This window comes from Pseudomonas sp. PI1 (assembly GCF_000812405.1).
Taxonomy (GTDB): Bacteria; Pseudomonadota; Gammaproteobacteria; order Pseudomonadales; family Pseudomonadaceae; genus Pseudomonas; species Pseudomonas citronellolis.
Map to the genome: position 1 here is coordinate 111,246 of NZ_JWMC01000014.1, position 18,482 is coordinate 129,727.

General features: G+C 68.1%; 19 protein-coding genes. 12 read left to right on the forward strand and 7 right to left on the reverse strand.

Features of this window, described 5'->3' with window-relative positions; translation table 11 throughout:
- The first annotated feature begins 31 nt into the window (after positions 1–31).
- Positions 32–235 (forward strand): DUF2788 domain-containing protein, encoded by a 204-nt coding sequence (locus RN02_RS06560; RefSeq protein ID WP_009617380.1) that lies wholly within the window; start codon positions 32–34, stop codon positions 233–235.
- A 7-nt stretch (positions 236–242) separates the two neighbouring features.
- On the opposite strand, the gene RN02_RS06565 is transcribed toward RN02_RS06560, so the two are convergent.
- Positions 243–851, reverse strand: a complete 609-nt coding sequence (locus RN02_RS06565; RefSeq protein ID WP_043313710.1) for a pseudouridine synthase — start codon at positions 849–851, stop codon at positions 243–245.
- 95 nt (positions 852–946) lie between these two features.
- Between RN02_RS06565 and RN02_RS06570 the strand changes: the two genes are divergently transcribed.
- Complete coding sequence (locus tag RN02_RS06570; RefSeq protein ID WP_043313712.1) at positions 947–1,993, forward strand: MBL fold metallo-hydrolase; 1,047 nt, start codon at positions 947–949, stop codon at positions 1,991–1,993.
- 412 nt (positions 1,994–2,405) lie between these two features.
- Here RN02_RS06570 and deoC read toward each other — a convergent pair whose 3' ends face one another.
- Both deoC and amn read right to left on the reverse strand, forming a co-directional pair.
- Positions 2,406–3,164, reverse strand: coding sequence for a deoxyribose-phosphate aldolase (gene deoC / locus RN02_RS06580; protein WP_043313714.1), 759 nt, complete (start codon positions 3,162–3,164; stop codon positions 2,406–2,408).
- Positions 3,165–3,248: 84 nt separating this feature from the next.
- Complete coding sequence (gene amn, locus RN02_RS06585; RefSeq protein WP_043313715.1) at positions 3,249–4,724, reverse strand: AMP nucleosidase; 1,476 nt, start codon at positions 4,722–4,724, stop codon at positions 3,249–3,251.
- A 166-nt stretch (positions 4,725–4,890) separates the two neighbouring features.
- Here amn and RN02_RS06590 point away from each other — a divergent pair, with 166 nt between their 5' ends.
- Entirely contained in the window at positions 4,891–5,157 is a 267-nt protein-coding gene (locus RN02_RS06590) for a type II toxin-antitoxin system Phd/YefM family antitoxin (protein ID WP_009617373.1), read from the forward strand.
- Positions 5,157–5,492: a type II toxin-antitoxin system RelE/ParE family toxin gene (locus RN02_RS06595; RefSeq protein ID WP_009617370.1), complete on the forward strand. Its 336-nt coding sequence runs from the start codon at positions 5,157–5,159 to the stop codon at positions 5,490–5,492. Before RN02_RS06590 ends, RN02_RS06595 begins: the two co-directional genes overlap by 1 nt.
- 32 nt (positions 5,493–5,524) lie before the next feature.
- Here RN02_RS06595 and RN02_RS06600 read toward each other — a convergent pair whose 3' ends face one another.
- The 3 genes from RN02_RS06600 to RN02_RS06610 form a co-directional block, all read right to left on the reverse strand.
- Entirely contained in the window at positions 5,525–7,174 is a 1,650-nt protein-coding gene (locus RN02_RS06600; RefSeq protein WP_043313719.1) for an acyl-CoA dehydrogenase family protein, read from the reverse strand.
- Positions 7,171–7,818, reverse strand: a complete 648-nt coding sequence (locus tag RN02_RS06605) for a TetR/AcrR family transcriptional regulator (protein WP_043313722.1) — start codon at positions 7,816–7,818, stop codon at positions 7,171–7,173. The genes RN02_RS06600 and RN02_RS06605 overlap by 4 nt, the downstream gene beginning before the upstream one ends.
- Before the next feature lie 130 nt (positions 7,819–7,948).
- Complete coding sequence (locus RN02_RS06610) at positions 7,949–10,336, reverse strand: hybrid sensor histidine kinase/response regulator (protein WP_043313724.1); 2,388 nt, start codon at positions 10,334–10,336, stop codon at positions 7,949–7,951.
- A gap of 180 nt (positions 10,337–10,516) precedes the next feature.
- Between RN02_RS06610 and RN02_RS06615 the strand changes: the two genes are divergently transcribed.
- From RN02_RS06615 to RN02_RS06630, 4 genes are all read left to right on the forward strand, one after another.
- On the forward strand, positions 10,517–11,314 hold the full coding sequence (locus tag RN02_RS06615) for a hydroxymethylpyrimidine/phosphomethylpyrimidine kinase (RefSeq protein ID WP_024128129.1): 798 nt from the start codon (positions 10,517–10,519) through the stop codon (positions 11,312–11,314).
- A gap of 19 nt (positions 11,315–11,333) precedes the next feature.
- Positions 11,334–11,957 carry a thiamine phosphate synthase gene (gene thiE / locus RN02_RS06620; RefSeq protein ID WP_043313726.1) on the forward strand — a complete coding sequence of 208 codons (624 nt, stop codon included), beginning with the start codon at positions 11,334–11,336 and terminating at the stop codon, positions 11,955–11,957.
- A gap of 56 nt (positions 11,958–12,013) precedes the next feature.
- Complete coding sequence (gene hemL, locus RN02_RS06625; RefSeq protein WP_043313728.1) at positions 12,014–13,297, forward strand: glutamate-1-semialdehyde 2,1-aminomutase; 1,284 nt, start codon at positions 12,014–12,016, stop codon at positions 13,295–13,297.
- Between the two features lie 215 nt (positions 13,298–13,512).
- Positions 13,513–14,058, forward strand: a complete 546-nt coding sequence (locus tag RN02_RS06630) for a tetratricopeptide repeat protein (RefSeq protein ID WP_043313729.1) — start codon at positions 13,513–13,515, stop codon at positions 14,056–14,058.
- A gap of 71 nt (positions 14,059–14,129) precedes the next feature.
- On the opposite strand, the gene RN02_RS06635 is transcribed toward RN02_RS06630, so the two are convergent.
- Positions 14,130–14,459, reverse strand: a complete 330-nt coding sequence (locus tag RN02_RS06635) for a DUF1820 family protein (protein WP_009617346.1) — start codon at positions 14,457–14,459, stop codon at positions 14,130–14,132.
- Positions 14,460–14,591: 132 nt separating this feature from the next.
- Between RN02_RS06635 and miaB the strand changes: the two genes are divergently transcribed.
- The 4 genes from miaB (at position 14,592) to RN02_RS06655 (ending at position 18,354) form a co-directional block, all read left to right on the forward strand.
- Positions 14,592–15,932, forward strand: a complete 1,341-nt coding sequence (miaB, locus tag RN02_RS06640; protein ID WP_043273497.1) for a tRNA (N6-isopentenyl adenosine(37)-C2)-methylthiotransferase MiaB — start codon at positions 14,592–14,594, stop codon at positions 15,930–15,932.
- A 90-nt stretch (positions 15,933–16,022) separates the two neighbouring features.
- The gene (locus RN02_RS06645; protein WP_009617342.1) at positions 16,023–17,039 is read left to right on the forward strand and encodes a PhoH family protein; all 1,017 of its coding nucleotides are present in this window, start codon (positions 16,023–16,025) and stop codon (positions 17,037–17,039) included.
- Positions 17,032–17,493 carry an rRNA maturation RNase YbeY gene (gene ybeY / locus RN02_RS06650; RefSeq protein WP_009617340.1) on the forward strand — a complete coding sequence of 154 codons (462 nt, stop codon included), beginning with the start codon at positions 17,032–17,034 and terminating at the stop codon, positions 17,491–17,493. The genes RN02_RS06645 and ybeY overlap by 8 nt, the downstream gene beginning before the upstream one ends.
- A gap of 21 nt (positions 17,494–17,514) precedes the next feature.
- Positions 17,515–18,354, forward strand: coding sequence for an HlyC/CorC family transporter (locus RN02_RS06655; protein WP_043313730.1), 840 nt, complete (start codon positions 17,515–17,517; stop codon positions 18,352–18,354).
- Positions 18,355–18,482: the final 128 nt, after the last annotated feature.

The window sequence follows — 18,482 nt, forward strand, 5'->3', positions numbered from 1 at the left end:
ACTCAAGCGCCCGCGCCGGGCAGGAGCAGCAATGAACGAGAGTTTCGAAGACTGGATGATGTACGGGCTGGTCAGCGCCCTGGTCCTGTTCATGGCCTTCATCGTCTGGGACCTGGCCAAGAAGTCCAAGGCCGGACGCATGGGCACCATGGTGCTGTTCTTCGCCCTCGGCCTCGGCGTCTTCGGCTTCCTGGTCAAATCCTTCGTGGTCGCCGGCCTGGAAGGCGGTTTCTGATCCGGCCCTAGGGCTGCGCCTCGCGCCACTCCCCCGGCTGCAGCCCGTCCAGGCTCCAGGGGCCGATGCGCACCCGCACCAGGCGCAGGGTTGGCAGGCCGACGGCCGCCGTCATACGCCGCACCTGGCGGTTGCGTCCCTCGCGGATCACCAGTTCCAGCCAGGCGGTGGGCACCGACTTGCGGAAACGCACCGGCGGCACCCGCTCCCACAATTGCGGCTCGTCGATGCGCCGCGCCTCGGCCGGCAATGTCGGGCCATCGTTGAGCTGCACGCCCTCGCGCAGGCGCTGCAACTGCGCCTCGCCCGGCTCGCCCTCCACCTGTACCCAGTAGGTTTTCGGCAGCTTGTGCCTGGGGTCGGCGATGCGCGCCTGCAGGCGGCCATCGTTGGTCAGCAGCAGCAGGCCCTCGCTGTCGCGGTCCAGGCGCCCGGCGGGATAGACGCCGGGCACCGGCACGTAGTCCTTGAGCGTCGCCCTGCCCTCGCCATCGCTGAACTGCGTCAGCACGTCGAACGGCTTGTTCAGCAGGATCAGCCGCGGCTGCTCCGGCGGCGCCTTGGCGACGCGGCGGGGAGCGGGACGACGTGCGGTGGGACGAGGCGGACGGGGCATGGGCGAAAAGGCAACGAGTCGGCGGAGCACAAGGATGGGCCGGCATGCTAGGTTGTGCCACCGTTCCCCCGCAAGAGCACGCAGAGCATCCCACCATGCCCAAGGCCCGTCGCTCCCCCTGGCTGATCACCCTGCTCAACCTCGCCGGCCGCCTCGGCGGCGGCTACAGCGGGCCGCAAAGCCCGAACTTCGACGGCCTGCGCTTCCGCAACCTGGACGCCAAGCCGCACCACGGCTTCCGTGAATTCCTCAAGTGGCAGCTGGAGCGCGACAGGCAACTGGCCTGGATCGAACAGCCCGGCGCCGAACGCCGTCCGGAAACCCCGGCGCAGGTCAGCGGCGAGGAACTGCGCGTCACCTACATCAACCACGCCACCCTGCTGATCCAGCACCGCGGCCTGAACATCCTCACCGACCCGCTGTGGTGCGAGCGCACCAGCCCCTTCAGCTTCGTCGGCCCCAAGCGCCACCATCCGCCGGGCCTGGCCCTGGACGAACTGCCGCCGATCAACCTGATCCTGGTCAGCCACAACCACTACGACCACCTGGACGTCGGCAGCCTGGGCGAACTGGCCCGGCGCTTCCCGCAAGCGAAGGTGGTGACCGGCCTGGGCAACGCCGAGCTGATCCGCGCCTGCGGCTTCGTCGACGTGCACGAGCTGGACTGGTGGCAGAGCCTGCCGCTGCACGAGGGCATGCTGCTCACCGGCGTGCCGGCGCAGCACTGGTCGGCGCGCTCGCGCTACGACACCAACCGCACCCTGTGGCTGGGCTTCGTGCTGAAATCGGCGGACGGCCCCGTGCTGTTCCCCGGCGACACCGGCCTGGGCCCGGAATTCGCGCTGATCCGCGAACGCTTCGGGCCGATGCGCTTCGCCGCGCTGCCCATCGGCGCCTACGAACCGCGCTGGTTCATGCGCCACCACCACATGAACCCGGACGACGCCGTGCAGGCCCACCGCACGCTGGAATCGCAGTGCAGCATGGCCATCCACTTCGGCACCTTCCGCCTCAGCGACGAAGGCCAGTTCGCCCCCGTCCACGACCTGGCCCGGGCGCTGGATGAACAGGGCGTGGAAAGCCAGGCGTTTCGTGCGCCAAAGCCGGGGGAGCAGTGGTTGGTGGGGCGGATGGGTGGGTGAAGGGGCCTAATGCTTGTTCGCGAGGGGAGTCTCCCGGAACCATTGGTGCCGACCTGAACGCCGCCCCTCTCCCCAACCCTCTCCCTGAAGGGAGAGGGGGCTAGTCCGTGCCAACGTTGAGAACGTGCCTCATGGAGAGATCAGGCGCTATGCGAGGCATCAGGGAGAGCTAAAGCACCGGCGCACGCCGAACAGCTCCCTCTCCCGTCAGGGCGAGGGGGGCTAGTCCGTGTCGGCGTGGAAGACGTGCCTCATGGAAATATCAGGCGCTATGCGAGGCATCAGGGAGTGCTGAAGTGCCAGCGCACGCCGAACGGCCCCCTCTCCCTTCAGGGAGAGGGCTGGGGAGAGGGTGCTCTTTGGAGGCATCGCCGAGAGGCACCGTTCGCGAGCAAGCTCGCTCCTACACAAGTCACCCCTCCATTTCGCGCAACAGCTCATCGAGCAACCCCGAAGCCCCAAAGCGCAGGTGCTCGGACGTAATCCAGTCATCCCCAAGCATCTCCTGCGCGATAGCCAGGTAGACCTCGGCATCGTCCAGGCTACGAATACCACCGGCCACCTTGAGTCCCACCTTGCCGCCCGCCTCCACGATGCACTCCAGCATCACCCGCGCAGCCTCCGGCGTAGCATTCACGGCCACCTTGCCAGTACTGGTCTTGAGAAAATCGGCACCACCGGCAATAGCCTCGCGACAAGCCGTACGAATCAACTCAGGCTCACCCAACTCGCCGCTTTCGATAATCACCTTGAGCCGATGGTAGGGCCCGCAAAGCGCCTTGCAGGCACGAATCAGCTCCACCGCCCCATCTGCCCGCCCAGCCTTGAGCGCCTTCCACGGATAGACCAGGTCAATCTCATCAGCACCCTCGGCAAGGGTACGCCGCACTTCTTCCACCACCTCCGCCCAAGGCGCATCGCCAGCGGGAAAGTTGCACACGCTGGCGACCTTCACCGAGCGCGCACCAAAGCCATTGAGCGTACGCCGCGCCACATGCACGAAACGCGGGTAAACACATACCGCGGCCACCTCGCCATAGGGCGTCAACGCCCGGCGGCAGAGCTGGACGATGCGCGGCATGTCGTCGTCGGCGTTCAGCGAGGTCAAATCGAGCAGCGACAGTACCCGCGCGGCGCGCTCGGCGCGGGTCGGTTGCAGGGGTTCAGCCATGGCGTCCTCCGGTTGCGGCCTTTGCGCCATCCTGCCACGGGCCCTCCCCGCGCGGGCGGGAAAGGGCCGTGGGCATGCGCCGGATCAACGGAACGGCGGCTCGTCGAAACTGCGCAGCTTGCGCGAGTGCAGCGAGTTGAGCTGGGTGCGCAGCAGGTCGACGGCGGCGATGCCGATCGCCAGGTGCTGGCTCACCGCGCGCTGGTAGAAGGCGCTGGCGGCGCCGGGCAGCTTGATCTCGCTGTGCAGCGGCTTGTCCGAGACGCACAGCAGCGTGCCGTAGGGCACCCGCAGGCGGTAGCCCTGGGCGGCGATGGTGCCGCTCTCCATGTCCACCGCCACCGCCCGCGCCAGGTTGATCAGCGGGCGCTCCTGGGCCCAGTGCAGCTCCCAGTTGCGGTCGTCGTAGGTCAGCACGGTGCCGGTGCGCAGGCGCCGCTTGAGTTGCTCGCCGCGTTCGCCGGTAACCAGCGCCGCGGCCTCCTGCAGCGCCACCTGCACCTCGGCCAGCGCCGGGATCGGGATGTGTGGCGGCAGCACCCGGTCGAGGATGCCGTCGCGGCGCATGTAGGCGTGGGCCAGCACGTAGTCGCCGATGGTCTGCGACTGCCGCAGGCCGCCGCAGTGGCCGATCATCAGCCAGCAGTGCGGGCGCAGCACGGCCAGGTGGTCGGTGATGTTCTTGGCGTTGGACGGGCCGACGCCGATGTTGATCAGGGTGACGCCGTCGCCGTCGTTGGCGATCAGGTGGTAGGCCGGCATCTGGAAGCGGTGCCACTCGACGCCGGCGATGATGGCGTTGGCCTCGCCCCGATCCATGTCGCGCTCGATCACCACGTTGCCCGGCAGCACCATGCGCACGAAGCGCGGGTCCTCGTGCAGGCGCTCCAGGCCCATGTGGATGAACTGATCGACGTAGCGGTGGTAGTTGGTCAGCAGGATCCACGGCTGCACGCAGCGCCAGTCGCTGCCGGTGTAGTGCACCAGGCGGCGCAGCGAGAAGTCGGTGCGCGCCGCGTCGAACAGCGCCAGCGGCATGGGGTCGGCGCCTTCCCACTGGTACAGGCCGTCGGCGATGCCGTCGGAAGTGGCCGACAGATCGGTACTGGGGAACACCCGCGCCAGCTCGGCGGCGGTCACGCCCGAGCCGGCCAGCTCGTCGCCCTGCTCCACCACGTAGGGATAGGGAATGTTCTGCTCGCTGGGGCCGACCTCGATGCGCACGGTGAAGTCTTCCATCAGCGGGCGCAACTGCTCCAGCAGGTATTTGCGGAAGGCCGCGGGGTGGGTGATGGTCACGGCGTAGGTGCCGGGCGTCTGCACCTTGGCGTAGGCGCGGGTGGTCGAGGGCACCTCGCCCTGGCACAGGTAGGTCAGGCGCAGCTGCGGATAGCGGAACAGCGCGCGCTCCTCGGCGCCCGGCTGCTCGCGGGTCTTCAGGTAGCGCCGCAGAGCCTGGCTGAGCGCCCCGGTGGCGCGCTGGTGCAGGGCAGCAAGGCGGTCGACCGCTTCTTCTGCGGTATGGGCGACGACGAAAGCGTCGCCGAGCTCGGCATTCATGGTGGGCTTCCTGTCTGAGCGATCAGCTCCATCTTGCCTGCTTATTTGCAGGAAGGGGATGACTGAATCATGTCCTTGGTTCCCCATCCAGCCGGGAGGACTCCCACTGTGCGGGCAACCATTAAAAGACTATATTCAGTCCTTAACTCTTCCAGGTGCCGCCACCATGCGCTACTCCTCCCAGGTCAAACCCATCAGTTACCTCAAGGCCAATGCGGCAGAGGTGCTCAAGCAGCTCGGCGAGCAGCAGGAGCCGCTCATCATCACCCAGAACGGCGAAGCCAAGGCGGTGATTCAGGACGTCCGCAGCTATGAGGAAACCCAGGAGACCCTGGCCCTGCTGAAACTACTGGCACTGGGCAACCAGGAAATCGAGGAAGGCCGATTCGCTGCCCTGGACGAAGTGGCGAAACGCCTGCGCGGGGACGCCTGATGGGGGCAGAATCGCCCTATCGCGTGTTCATCACGCAGGGCGCCGAACGCGATTTGAAGTCCATCCACGACTACGTTGCCGAATTCGACGGGCCGCAACATGCGGTTCATGTCCTGAGCATGCTGCTGGAATGCATCGGCGAGCTGAGTCACTCACCGGAGCGCGGAAATTTCCCCAAGGAACTGCTGAGCCTGGGCATCCGCGAATACCGCCAGCTGTTCTTCAAGCCCTACCGCATCATCTATCGCCAGCGTGAACGGGACATTCACGTCTATCTGGTAGTGGACGGCCGCCGCGACCTGCAACACCTGCTGAGTCGGCGCCTGCTGGGCTAGGCCGGGAACCTCGCGGCTCCCGGCCAGCGGCATCAGGCCAGATGCGGCGTAGCCCGCGCCACCAGCGCCTCGACGTCCGTGCCGCGCGGCAGGGTGCCGTAGACGCGGCCGCCGCCGCCCAGGCGGCTGCCGATGAAGGCGTCGGAGACGGTGGCGTTGCCGGCTTCCAGCAGCAGTTTGGCCTGCAGGGCCACGGCCACGTCCTCGGTGAGTTGGCGGGCGCGGAACTGGATGTCGGCGGTGTCGGCGAAGGAGGCCTTGAGGTTGCCGATGAAGGCTGCCAGGCGGGCGTCGCCGTGGCCGTCGCCGAGTTCGTGGAACAGCGCGTCGAGCACGCCCGGCTCCTTCGACAGGGCGCGCAGCACGTCCAGGCACTGGACGTTGCCCGAGCCTTCCCAGGTGGAGTTCACCGGGGCCTCGCGGTACAGGCGCGGGAGGATGGTGTCTTCGACGTAGCCGGCGCCGCCCAGGCATTCGGCGGCTTCGTTGATCATCGCCGGGGCGCGTTTGCAGATCCAGTACTTGCCCACGGCGGTGACCAGGCGGGCGAACTTGTCTTCCTGCTCGTCGTGCAGGTGGTCCAGGGCGCGGCCCATGCGCATGGTCAGGGCCAGCGCGGCCTCGCTTTCCAGGGCCAGGTCGGCCAGCACGTTCTGCATCAGCGGCTGTTCGGCCAGCACCCGGCCGCCGACCTGGCGGTAGGCGCAGTGGTGCGCGGCCTGGGTCAGCGCCTGGCGCATCAGGGCGCTGGAGCCGACCATGCAGTCGAAGCGGGTCATGGCCACCATCTCGATGATGGTCGGCACGCCGCGGCCCTCCTCGCCCACCATCCAGGCCAGGGCGCCGCGGTATTCCACCTCGCTGGAGGCGTTGGACCAGTTGCCCAGCTTGTTCTTCAGGCGCTGCACGTAGAACTCGTTGCGCGTGCCGTCCGGGCGGTGGCGCGGCAGCAGGAAGCAGGTCAGGCCCTTGTCGGTGTAGGCCAGGGTGAGGAAGGCGTCGCACATCGGCGCCGAGCAGAACCACTTGTGCCCGACCAGCTCGTAGGCCTGGCCCGGGCCGGGGATGCCCACCGGGTAGGCGCGCGTGGTGTTGGCGCGCACGTCGGTGCCGCCCTGCTTCTCGGTCATGGCCATGCCGATGGTGGCGCCGGCCTTCTGTTCGATCGGCAGGTTGCGCGGGTCGTATTCGCTGGCGAGGATCTTCGGCAGCCATTTCTCGGCGATGTCCGGCTGCAGGCGGATCGCCGGGACGCTGGCGAAGGTCATGGTCAGCGGGCAGCCGGTGCCGGCCTCGGCCTGGCTGTGCAGGTAGCTCAGACCGGCGCGGGCGACGTGGGCGCCGGCGCGCGGGTCGGTCCAGGGCATGGACGGGATGCCGTGCTCGATGGCCGTGCGCATCAGCTCGTGGTAGGCCGGGTGGAACTCCACCAGGTCGATGCGGTGGCCGTAGCGGTCGTGGCTCTTGAACACCGGCTTGTTCTCGTTGGCGAGGAAGCCGGCGGCCATCAGCGGCCCGCCGGCCAGGGCGCCGTAGGCCCCCAGGCGCTGCTCGGCCCAGCCGCCGTCGTAGCGGCGCACCCACTCCTGCAAGGGCAGGTCGATGCGGTAGAGATTGGCGCCGTCCAGCGGCGGCACCTGGTTGGTCACTTCGTGGGTCTCGGCGTACTGGTGCAGGTTCATCGCTGTTCCTCCGGCTGGGGCGCGCCGACGGCGCGCAGGCAGAAATCGACGAGGGCCTGGCTGACTTGCTCCAGGCCAGGGCTGGGTTGCCCGGCATCGCGGGCGGCTCGGGCCGGCGGCGACAGCGGGCCGACCAGGGATTCGGCGATCGCCCCCACCAGGCAAGCGGCGATCAGCGGCGCGGGGCCGCAATGGAAGTGGCCGCTGCGCGCACCCTCTTCCAGCAATTCGATGAACAGCTCGGCATAGGCCTCGCGGTAGAGCAGGCGCTGCTCGTCCACCTCGGGGTCCACCGGTTCGGCGATCAGCGCGAAGGCCAGGCGGCGGCTGTCCCAGGCGCGCCGGGCGAACTGGCGCAGGCCGCGGGCCAGGCGCCCGGCCGGCCCGCCGGTGCCGCGCAGGACGACGGCCAGGGCGTCCACCTCACGCTGGCTGGCGCGGGCGAAGACTTCGGCGGCCAGTTCGCCCTTGCCGCGGAAATGCCGGTACAGGCTGCCGGTGGCGATGCCCGCCTCTTCGGCCAGGCCCTGCATGGTCAGCGCCGCGAAACCGCCCTCGGCGACCCGCGCCAGGGCCAGTTGGAGAATGCGCTCGCGCAGTTCCACATTTTTCTGCAGGCGGGCTTCGGTGAGACGGTAAACCATGCTCTGAATCCGGATTCACTGTTTCAAGCAGTGAATCACGGTTCAGGACTTGGCCATAGGGGGAATTGCGCCAGCGGTGCGGGCGTTCCGGCCAGCGGATCGCGCCGCGTGACGCAACGGGCGCGGCGGATCAGGCGTGGCTGGGCAGCGCCGGCTGGCACAGCAGCCAGTCGTGCAGCAGGGTCTGCAGCTCCTCGAACTTCACCGGCTTGGCCAGGTAGTCGCTCATGCCCGCCGCCAGGCAGCGTTCGCGGTCGCCGCTGTGGCTGTGGGCGGTGATGGCCAGCACCGGCAGCTCGCCGCCCTGGGGCAGCGCGCGGATCGCCCGGCAGGTGGCGAAGCCGTCCATGATCGGCATCTGGCAGTCCAGCAGCACGGCGTCGACGCCTTCGCGGCGCAGCAGGTCGATGGCTTCCGAGCCGTTGTCGGCGGTGCGCACCCGGTAGCCCAGCTTGAGCAGCATGCCGCGGATCACCAGTTGGTTGATGGCGTTGTCCTCCACCACCAGCACCGTGCACTGTTCCGGACGGCGCAGGGCCTGGCCGCCGGCGCGGCGTGGCGGCACGCTGAAGCTCTGCGCCGGCTGGCCGAGGTTCAGTTCGAGGACGAAGCGGCTGCCGCGCCCGGGGCTGGAATGGTGCTGCAGCTGCCCGCCGAGCAGCTCGGTGAGCTGGCGGCACAGCGCCAGGCCGATGCCCAGGCCGCCGTACTCGCGGGTCAGCGAGCCGTCGAGCTGGTGGAAGCGCTGGTACAGCGCATCGTCGGCCGGCGTCTCGAAGCCGATGCCGGAGTCCTGCACCGTCACCCGCAGGGCGACGCCGTCGCTCTGCCGCTGGCCGTCCACCCGCAGGCTCACGCCGCCCTGGTGGGTGAACTTGATGGCGTTGTCCAGCAGGTAGCCGAGGGTCTGGGCCAGCTTGCCGGCGTCGCCTTCCAGGGTGTCGGGCAGGTTCTCGTCCAGTTGCAGGTCGAAGCGCAGGCCCTTGGCCTCGGCGCGCGGCGCGTACTGGGCGCGCAGGCTGTCGAACAGGCCGCGCAGGCTGAAGGGCTCGCGCCGCGGGTAGAGCTTGCCGGCCTGCAGCTCGATCAGCGCGAGGATGTCGTTGACCATGCGCATCATGTCGCGCGCCGAGCCGGTGGCGGTCTTCTGGTACTGCGCCAGCTCCACGTCCATGGGCACCGTCTGCATCAGCTCCAGCGAGCCGATCACCCCGCTCATGGGCGTGCGCAGCTCGTGGGTGACGGTGGCCAGGAACTCGTCCTTCAGGCGGTTGCTGTTGGCCAGTTCGAGGTTGAGCTGCTCCAGCTTGCGGCTGGATTCCTGGAGGATGCGCGTGCGCTCTTCCTTCATGGCGTTGATGCGGTCGGCCAGGGCCAGGGACAGCAGGCCCACCTCCAGCGCCGAGCCGATCTGCCCGGAGTACATGGTGAAGAACACGTTGGGCAGCAAGCCCAGCACCATCAGGGTGTTGATGGTCCCGCCGAGGAGGAAGGCGGTCCAGGCGAAGATGAAGTAGCGCGCCACGCGCATGCCGCGCAGCCAGGCGAGGATGCCGGCGCTGAAGATGACCACCACGAACGCCAGCGCCAGGTAGGTGGCCAGGCGCAGCGACAGCGCATAGCTGGCCGAGAACGCCAGCAGCATCACCAGCGCGCCCACCGCCATCAGCGCCAGCAGGGTGCGGTCGACCCACGGGCTGTGCTCGCGGGTGTGCAGGAAGCTGCGCGCGAACTGGCAGCCGAACAGGCTGGCGGAACCGATCAGGAAGGGCGTGGCGGCGTTGGCCCACCAGGGGCTGTCGGGCCAGAAGTATTCGATGCCGGCGCCGTTGACCGAGACCTGGTAGAGGCCGAAGGAGGCGATGTAGAGGATGTAATAGAGGTAGCTGGTGTCGCGCACGCTGACGAAGATGAACAGGTTGTACACCAGCATCACCAGCAGCACGCCGTAGATGATGCCGAGCACGTAGACGTTGCCCGGCAGGTTTTCCATGTAGGCCTTGGGCGACCAGAGCGTCAGCGGCGCCTGGATCGAGCCCTGGCTCTCCAGGCGCAGGTACACCCGCAGCGGCTTGCCGGGCGCAAGCTTGAGGTCGAACAGGTAGTTGGTCAGGCTGATCGGCCGGCTGGCGAACGGCAGGGTGTCGCCGGTGCGCTGGGCCAGCTGGTACTTGCCGTCGGCGCCGGGCAGGTAGAGGTCCAGGCGGTCCAGCGGCGGGTAGGCCAGTTCCAGCAGCCAGGGCGCCGGGTCCTGGGATTCCTGCGGGCGGTAGTCCAGGTCCAGGCGGATCCAGAACACCGAGCGCGAGTAGCCGGCGTTGAGCACGTCGCGGTCGTGGCGGCGGAAGCTGTCGGCCAGGGCCGCGGAGGTGATGTCGGCGATGTCGGCGGTGCCGCGCACGTCCTCGAAGACATCAATCGAGTGGCCCAGCGGCAGGCGGCTGGTGTGCTCGTCGAAGCTGACCGCGCCGGCCAGCGGCGAAAGAAGGAGAAGGAAGAGGATCAGCCAGCGCTGCATGCTACCCCGCAGTGCCCCTCCGGACGGCGCCCAGGGGCCCCATCCCCCGCGATCGGCGCGCCCTGTGGGCGTGATTTTCGAATCGGCCAACTTTAGCACGCCGGCATGACGATCAAGCAGCGCCGGGCCGGGGGTCGGGGCAAACGACGCCTGCCGGGTTTAGTGGTAAGCTCCCGCGCCATGAAAACGCCAACCTCCCGTCCCGTAGTGCTCTGCCTGTCCGGCCACGACCCCAGTGGCGGCGCCGGCCTGCAGGCCGACATCGAAGCCCTGATCGCCCAAGGCTGCCATGCGGCGCCCGCCGTCACCGCGCTGACCGTTCAGGACACCGTCAACGTTTCCGACTTCCGCGTGCTCGACCGCGAGTGGGTGCTGGCCCAGGCCAACGCCGTGATCGCCGACCTGCCGGTGGCCGCGGTCAAGCTGGGCATGCTCGGCTCGGTGGAGATGGTCGACACCGTGGTCGAGATCATGCAGTCGCTGCCCGGCGTGCCGCTGGTCTGCGACCCGGTGCTGCGCGCCGGCGGCGGCGGCGCCCTGGGCAAGGACGAAGTCGGCTACGCGATCCGCGAGCGGCTGTTCCCGGTAGCCGCCATCGCCACGCCGAACCTGCCGGAGGCGCGCATCCTCGCCGAGCTGCCCGAAGGCAGCGCCGAGGAATGCGCCGAGAAGCTGCTGCCGTATATCCGCAACCTGCTGATCACCGGCGGCCACGGCGACGAGTCCGAGGTGCACAACCGCCTGTACGGCCGCGACGGCAGCCGGCACACCTTCACCTGCCAGCGCCTGCCGGGCAGCTACCACGGCTCCGGCTGCACCCTGGCCAGCGCCCTGTCCGGCCGCCTGGCCCTGGGCGAGGAGTTGGCCAGCGCCGTGCGCAGCGCCCTCGACTACACCTGGCGCACCCTGCGCGACGCCGAGGCCCCCGGCCACGGCCAGTACGTCCCGCGCCGGCTGCCGCTGGACTTCTGCTCCTGATTCACCTGCCGAGGCCTTCATGAAACTCCGCGGACTCTACGCCATCACCGATAGCAGGCTGCTCGCCGACGGCCGCCTGCTGCCCTACGTCGAGGCCGCGCTGCGCGGTGGCGCGCGCCTGCTGCAGTACCGCGACAAGTCCGCCGACGAGTCGCGCCGCCTGCGCGAGGCCGAGGCCCTGCGCGAACTCTGCGAGCGCCACGGCGCCACCCTGATCATCAACGACGACGCCGAGCTGGCCGCGCGCCTGGGCGTGAGCGTGCACCTGGGCCAGACCGACGGCTCCCTGGCCGCCGCCCGCGCCCTGCTGGGCCGCCAGGCGATCATCGGCGCCACCTGCCACGGCAGCCTGCAGCTGGCCGACCAGGCCGTCGCCGAGGGCGCCGACTACATGGCCTTCGGCCGCTTCTTCCAGTCGCTGACCAAGCCCGGCGCCTCCGAAGCCAGCCCCGAGCTGCTGGAGCAGGCCCGCGCGCGCTTCGCCAACGTGCCGCTGGTGGCCATCGGCGGCGTGAGCCTGGACAACGCCCCCGAGCTGATCGGCCGCGGCGCCGACCTGCTGGCGGTGATCAACGCGCTCTTCGCCGCCGACACCCCGGCCGAGGTGGAGCGCCGCGCCCGCGCCTTCGCCGCGCTGTTCTAACCCTTTCCCGCGGCGCCGCTGCGCGCCGCTTTCACGGATCCCAACGAGAGGTCGCCATGTCCCGTTCCGAACTCCTCTTCGCCAACGCCCAGAAGCACATCCCCGGCGGCGTCAACTCGCCGGTGCGCGCCTTCAAGAGCGTCGGCGGCACCCCGCTGTTCTTCAAGCACGCGGAAGGCGCCTACGTGGTGGACGAAGACGACAAGCGCTACGTCGACTACGTCGGCTCCTGGGGCCCGATGATCCTCGGCCACGCCCACCCGGAAGTGCTCGACGCGGTGCGCCGCCAGCTGGAGCACGGCCTGTCCTACGGCGCGCCGACTGCGCTGGAAGTGGAAATGGCCGACCTGGTCTGCTCGCTGGTGCCGTCCATGGACATGGTGCGCATGGTCAGCTCCGGCACCGAGGCGACCATGAGCGCCATCCGCCTGGCCCGCGGCTACACCGGCCGCGACGACATCATCAAGTTCGAGGGCTGCTACCACGGCCACTCCGACAGCCTGCTGGTGAAGGCCGGCTCCGGCGCCCTGACCTTCGGCGTGCCGAACTCCCCGGGCGTGCCGGCGGACTTCGCCAAGCACACCCTGACGCTGCCGTTCAACGACCTGGAAGCGGTGGAGAAGGCCCTGGACGAGTGCGGCCGGAACGTCGCCTGCATCATCGTCGAGCCGGTGGCCGGCAACATGAACTGCGTGCCGCCGGCCCCGGGCTTCCTCCAGGGCCTGCGCAAGGCCTGCGACAAGCACGGCGTGGTGCTGATCTTCGACGAGGTGATGACCGGCTTCCGCGTCCACCTCGGCAGCGCCCAGGCGCTGTACGGCGTGACCCCGGACCTGTCGACCTTCGGCAAGATCATCGGCGGCGGCATGCCGGTGGGCGCCTTCGGCGGCAAGCGCGAGATCATGCAGCAGATTTCCCCGCTGGGCCCGGTCTACCAGGCCGGCACCCTGTCGGGCAACCCGCTGGCCATGGCCGCCGGCCTGACCACCCTGAAGCTGATCAGCCGCCCGGGCTTCCACGACGAGCTGACCGACTACACCAGCCGCATGCTGCAGGGCCTGCAGGAGCGCGCCGATGCCGCCGGCATCCCGTTCGTCACCACCCAGGCCGGCGCCATGTTCGGCCTGTACTTCAGCGGCGCGGACGACATCGTCACCTTCGCCGACGTAATGGCCAGCGACGCCGAGCGCTTCAAGCGCTTCTTCCACCTGATGCTGGAAGGCGGCGTGTACCTGGCGCCCAGCGCCTACGAGGCCGGCTTCACCTCCATCGCCCACGGCGAGACCGAGCTGAAGCTGACCCTGGACGCCGCCGAGCGCGCCTTCGCCGCCCTCAAGTAACTCCCTCCGGCCGCGGCGCTCGCCGCGGCCAATTTTCCGTCGTTACGCTTTCCCGGCGAGCCCTACGCCGGTTTCTTGGCCATTCGGACGGAAACCGCGAAAAACACCGTAAAGACTTTGTAAGGAAGCATCGGCTTATTTCATAATGTGCAGGCCGGCACGTTTTCGCCGGCCGGGCATTGTGCCCGCCCCGTTGCCGGAGGCCGTTTCTCCCCATGTACCGTTCTGGTCGCGCCCTGCTGCTGGGCAGCCTGTTGCTCATCTCGCCCCTGTTCGCGCAGGCGGGAGGCAACTCGCTGCTGGTTCCGGCGACCGGCCGTTGCAGCCTGAACACGGTGCCCGAGCAACTGCAGCAGGCCCTGGCCAGCTGCCAGCAGATCGCCAATGGCGGCGACGCCCAGGCGCAGTTCGAACTGGGTGAGTACTACTACACCGGCGAACGCGCCCCGCGCGACTTCCCCGCCGCCCTGCGCTGGTACGAAAAAGCCTCGCTGCAGGGCCATGCCCAGGCCCAGTGGCGCCTGGGGACCATGTTCTTCCGCGGCGAAGGGGTCAAGGCCAACAACATCCAGGCCTACATAGTGCTGAAGATGGCCGCGGTGAACGGCGCCGAAGACGCCATGGACAGCGCCGACCTGGTCGCCGAGCAGATGAGCAAGGACGAACTGGACATCGCCAGCAAGGTGCTGGGGCAGATCTTCCGCAACTACCTGATCGAACTGCAGACCGCGGGCAATACGCCGTTTTCGCCGTTGCCCTAAAAAAAGAAGCTGGAAGCTGGAAGCTGGAAGCTGGAAGCATGCAGCCACTTCCAGCTCATGGCTTCAAGCTTCTAGCTCTTGTCCGGCATCGGCATCGGGAACGGCATCACGTTGCCGCCGCCCTTGGCTTCGCTGATCTTCGGCGTGCCCAGGCGCTCGACTTCGTCGATGCGGATGATCGCGTGCAGCGGCACGAAGCTGCGGATAACGCCCTCGAACTGGGCCTTGAGCTTCTCTTCGCTGGGGTCCACGACCACCTGGGTGCGCTCGCCGAAGACGAACTCCTCGATTTCCAGGAAGCCCCACAGATCGCTCTGGTAGATCTGCTTGGCGTACATCTCGAACACCTGGCCCTGGTTGAGGAAGACGACTTTGTAGATCGGGTTCTCGCGCTTGTTCATGAACGACGGGTGACAGTTCTGCGAAAAGGAGGGCGCGAATCATAGCACAGCCGCCTGGCGCGCAACCCTAGGAACGGGCCCGGCGCGCCACTATAATGCCCGGTCATTTTGGATTTCCCCGACGAAGCGCGCATGGCCAAGAAGCTTTTCATCCAGACCCACGGCTGCCAGATGAACGAGTACGACAGCTCGCGCATGGCCGATCTGCTGGGCGAGGAACATGCCCTGGAGCTGACCGCGAAGGCCGAAGAAGCCGACGTGATCCTCCTCAATACCTGCTCGATCCGCGAAAAGGCCCAGGAGAAGGTGTTCTCCGAACTGGGCGCCTGGCGGGCCCTGAAGCAGCGCAAGCCGGAGCTGGTGATCGGCGTCGGCGGCTGCGTGGCCAGCCAGGAAGGCGCCGCCATCCGCGAGCGCGCGCCGTTCGTCGACGTGGTGTTCGGCCCGCAGACCCTGCACCGCCTGCCGGAAATGATCGACGCCGCGCGCACCACCCGCAAACCGCAGGTGGACGTGTCCTTCCCGGAGATCGAGAAGTTCGACCGCCTGCCCGAACCGCGGGTCGACGGCCCCACCGCCTTCGTCTCGGTGATGGAAGGCTGCAGCAAGTACTGCAGTTTCTGCGTGGTGCCTTACACCCGCGGCGAGGAAGTCAGCCGGCCGTTCGACGACGTGCTCGCCGAGGTCATCCACCTGGCCGAGAACGGCGTCAGGGAAGTCACCCTGCTGGGGCAGAACGTCAACGGCTTCCGCGGCGCCACCCATGACGGGCGCATCGCCGACTTCGCCGAGCTGCTGCGGGTGGTCGCCGAGGTCGACGGCATCGAGCGCATCCGCTACACCACCTCGCACCCGCTGGAGTTCAGCGACGCGCTGATCGCCGCCCACGCCGAACTGCCGCAGCTGGTGCCCTTCGTCCACCTGCCGGTGCAGTCCGGCTCGGACCGCGTGCTGGCCGCCATGAAGCGCAACCACACCGCGCTGGAATACAAGTCGCGCATCCGCAAGCTCAAGGCCGCGGTGCCGGACATCTGCATCAGTTCGGACTTCATCGTCGGCTTCCCCGGCGAGACCGACAAGGACTTCGAACAGACCATGAAGCTGGTGGAAGAAGTCGGTTTCGACTACTCCTTCGTCTTCATCTACAGCCAGCGCCCGGGCACCCCGGCGTCGGACCTGGCGGACGACACCCCGGAAGAAGTGAAGAAGCAGCGCCTGATGATTCTCAACACGCGCCTGCAGCAGCAGGGCTTCGAGATCAGCCGACGCATGGTCGGCAGCATCCAGCGCATCCTCGTCACCGACTACTCCAAGCGCGACCCGGGCCAGTTGCAGGGCCGCACGGCGAACAACCGCGTGGTCAACTTCGCCTGCGACAATCCGCGCCTGATCGGCCAGTTCGCCGAGGTGGAGATCTACGAAGCGCTGCCCAACTCGCTGCGCGGCCGCCTCATCGAGCCCACCCGCCACTGAAGTGCATCCCGGCGCCCGACTTTCCCACAGGGGCCGCCGGGGTTATTCTTCGGTCATCCCTAATTTCCCAACGGTCATACCGACAGCACCTTGAACGCCCCCCTGGATCTTCATCGCTTCACCCTGGAACCCTTCGACGCGCGCAGCTTCGCCAATCTCTGCGGGCAGTTCGACGAGCACCTGCACCAGATCGAGAAACGCCTGGACATCGAGATCCGCAACCGCGGCAACCAGTTCGAACTGGTTGGCGAGGCCGCGCGCACCCAGGCCGCCGAGCACCTGTTGCAGCGCCTGTACCGCGAGGCGCAGAGCGGCACCGAGCTGACCCCGGACATGGTCCACCTGTTCCTCCAGGAATCCGGCCTGGAAGACCTGGCCAGCTCCAGCGAAGCGCCCAGCATCACGCTGAAGACGCGCAAGGCGCACATCCGCCCGCGCGGCGCCAACCAGCAGCGCTACGTCAAGGCCATCCTCGACCACGACATCAACTTCGGCATCGGCCCGGCCGGCACCGGCAAGACCTACCTGGCGGTGGCCTGCGCGGTGGACGCCCTGGAGCGCGAGCAGATCCGCCGCATCCTGCTGGTGCGCCCGGCGGTGGAGGCCGGCGAGAAGCTCGGCTTCCTGCCCGGCGACCTGTCGCAGAAGATCGACCCCTACCTGCGCCCGCTGTACGACGCCCTGTACGAAATGCTTGGCTTCGAGACCGTGGCCAAGCTGATCGAGCGCCAGGTGATCGAGGTCGCGCCGCTGGCCTACATGCGCGGGCGCACGCTGAACAACAGCTTCATCATCCTCGACGAAAGCCAGAACACCACCATCGAGCAGATGAAGATGTTCCTCACCCGCATCGGCTTCGGTTCCACCGCGGTGATCACCGGCGACGCCACCCAGGTCGACCTGCCGCGCGGCACCCGCTCGGGCCTCAAGCACGTGATGGAAGTGCTGCGCGACGTGCCGGGCATCAGCTTCACCCACTTCAAGCCCAAGGACGTGGTGCGCCACCCGCTGGTGCAACGCATAGTCGAGGCCTACGAGCGCTTCGAGGCACGCCAGCCGCTGCGCCAGGACGGCGAGCGCGCCCCCGGGGAAACCCGCGATGCTTGAACTCGACCTGCAGGTCGCCAGCCAGGCTGCCGACCTGCCCGCCGAGGCGCAGCTGCGCCAGTGGTGCGAGCTGGCCCTGCGCCAGCGCCAGGCCGACTCCGAGCTGACCATCCGCCTGGTGGACGAGGCCGAGGGCCGCGAGCTGAACCGCACCTGGCGGCACAAGGACTACGCCACCAACGTGCTGTCCTTCCCCGCCGACGTACCCGACGAGCTGCTGGACATCCCGCTGCTGGGCGACCTGGTGATCTGCGTGCCGGTGGTCGAGCGCGAAGCCGCCGAACAGGGCAAGGCGCCGGCGGCGCACTGGGCCCACCTGGTGATCCACGGTTGCCTGCACCTTTTGGGCTACGACCATATCGAAGACGCCGAGGCCGAGGAAATGGAGGCCCTGGAACGGCAATTGCTGGCCGAACTGGGCTACCCCGACCCGTACGCGGCGGATGAAGAATAAAAGCCAACGAGCAAAGGAAAGATGAGCGAAGACCGATCGAGCAACGGGCATAAGTCCTGGCTGGACAAGATCACCCAGGCTTTTGCCCATGAGCCGAGAAACCGCCAGGAGCTCCTCGAGCTGCTGCGCGACGCCCACGACAACAAGCTGCTGGACAGCGAGGCGCTGTCCATCGTCGAGGGCGCCATCCAGGTCGCCGACCTACAGGTGCGCGACATCATGGTGCCGCGCTCGCAGATGATCAGCATCAAGGCCAGCCAGAGCCCGCGCGAGTTCCTCCCGGCGATCATCGAGGCGGCGCACTCGCGCTACCCGGTGGTGGGCGAGAGCCTCGACGACGTGATGGGCGTGCTGCTGGCCAAGGACCTGCTGCCGCTGATCCTCCACGACGATAGCCACACCTTCAACATCAAGGACCTGCTGCGCCCGGCCACCTTCGTGCCCGAGTCCAAGCGCCTGAACGTGCTGCTGCGCGAGTTCCGCGCCAACCACAACCACATGGCCATCGTCATCGACGAGTACGGCGGCGTGGCGGGCCTGGTGACCATCGAGGACGTGCTGGAGCAGATCGTCGGCGACATCGAGGACGAGCACGACGTCGAGGAAGACAGCTACATCAAGCCGCTGCCCAGCGGCGACTTCATCGTCAAGGCGCTGACCCCGGTGGAAGCCTTCAACGATTTCTTCGGCGCGGAATTCTCCGACGAGGAATTCGACACCGTCGGCGGCCTGGTGATGAGCGCCTTCGGCCACCTGCCCAAGCGCAACGAGACCACCGAACTGGGCGGCTTCCGCTTCCGCGTGCTCAACGCCGACAGCCGCCGCCTGCACCTGCTGCGCCTGACGCCGCTGCGCGACTGAGGCGGGCCTGCTCCTCTGTAGGAGCGCGCCCTGCGCGCGAATCGCGGGCAGGGCCCGCTCCTACAGTTCCAGGGAAGCACCATCGTAGGATGGGTTGAGCGAAGCGATACCCATCACCGCAACCGCAT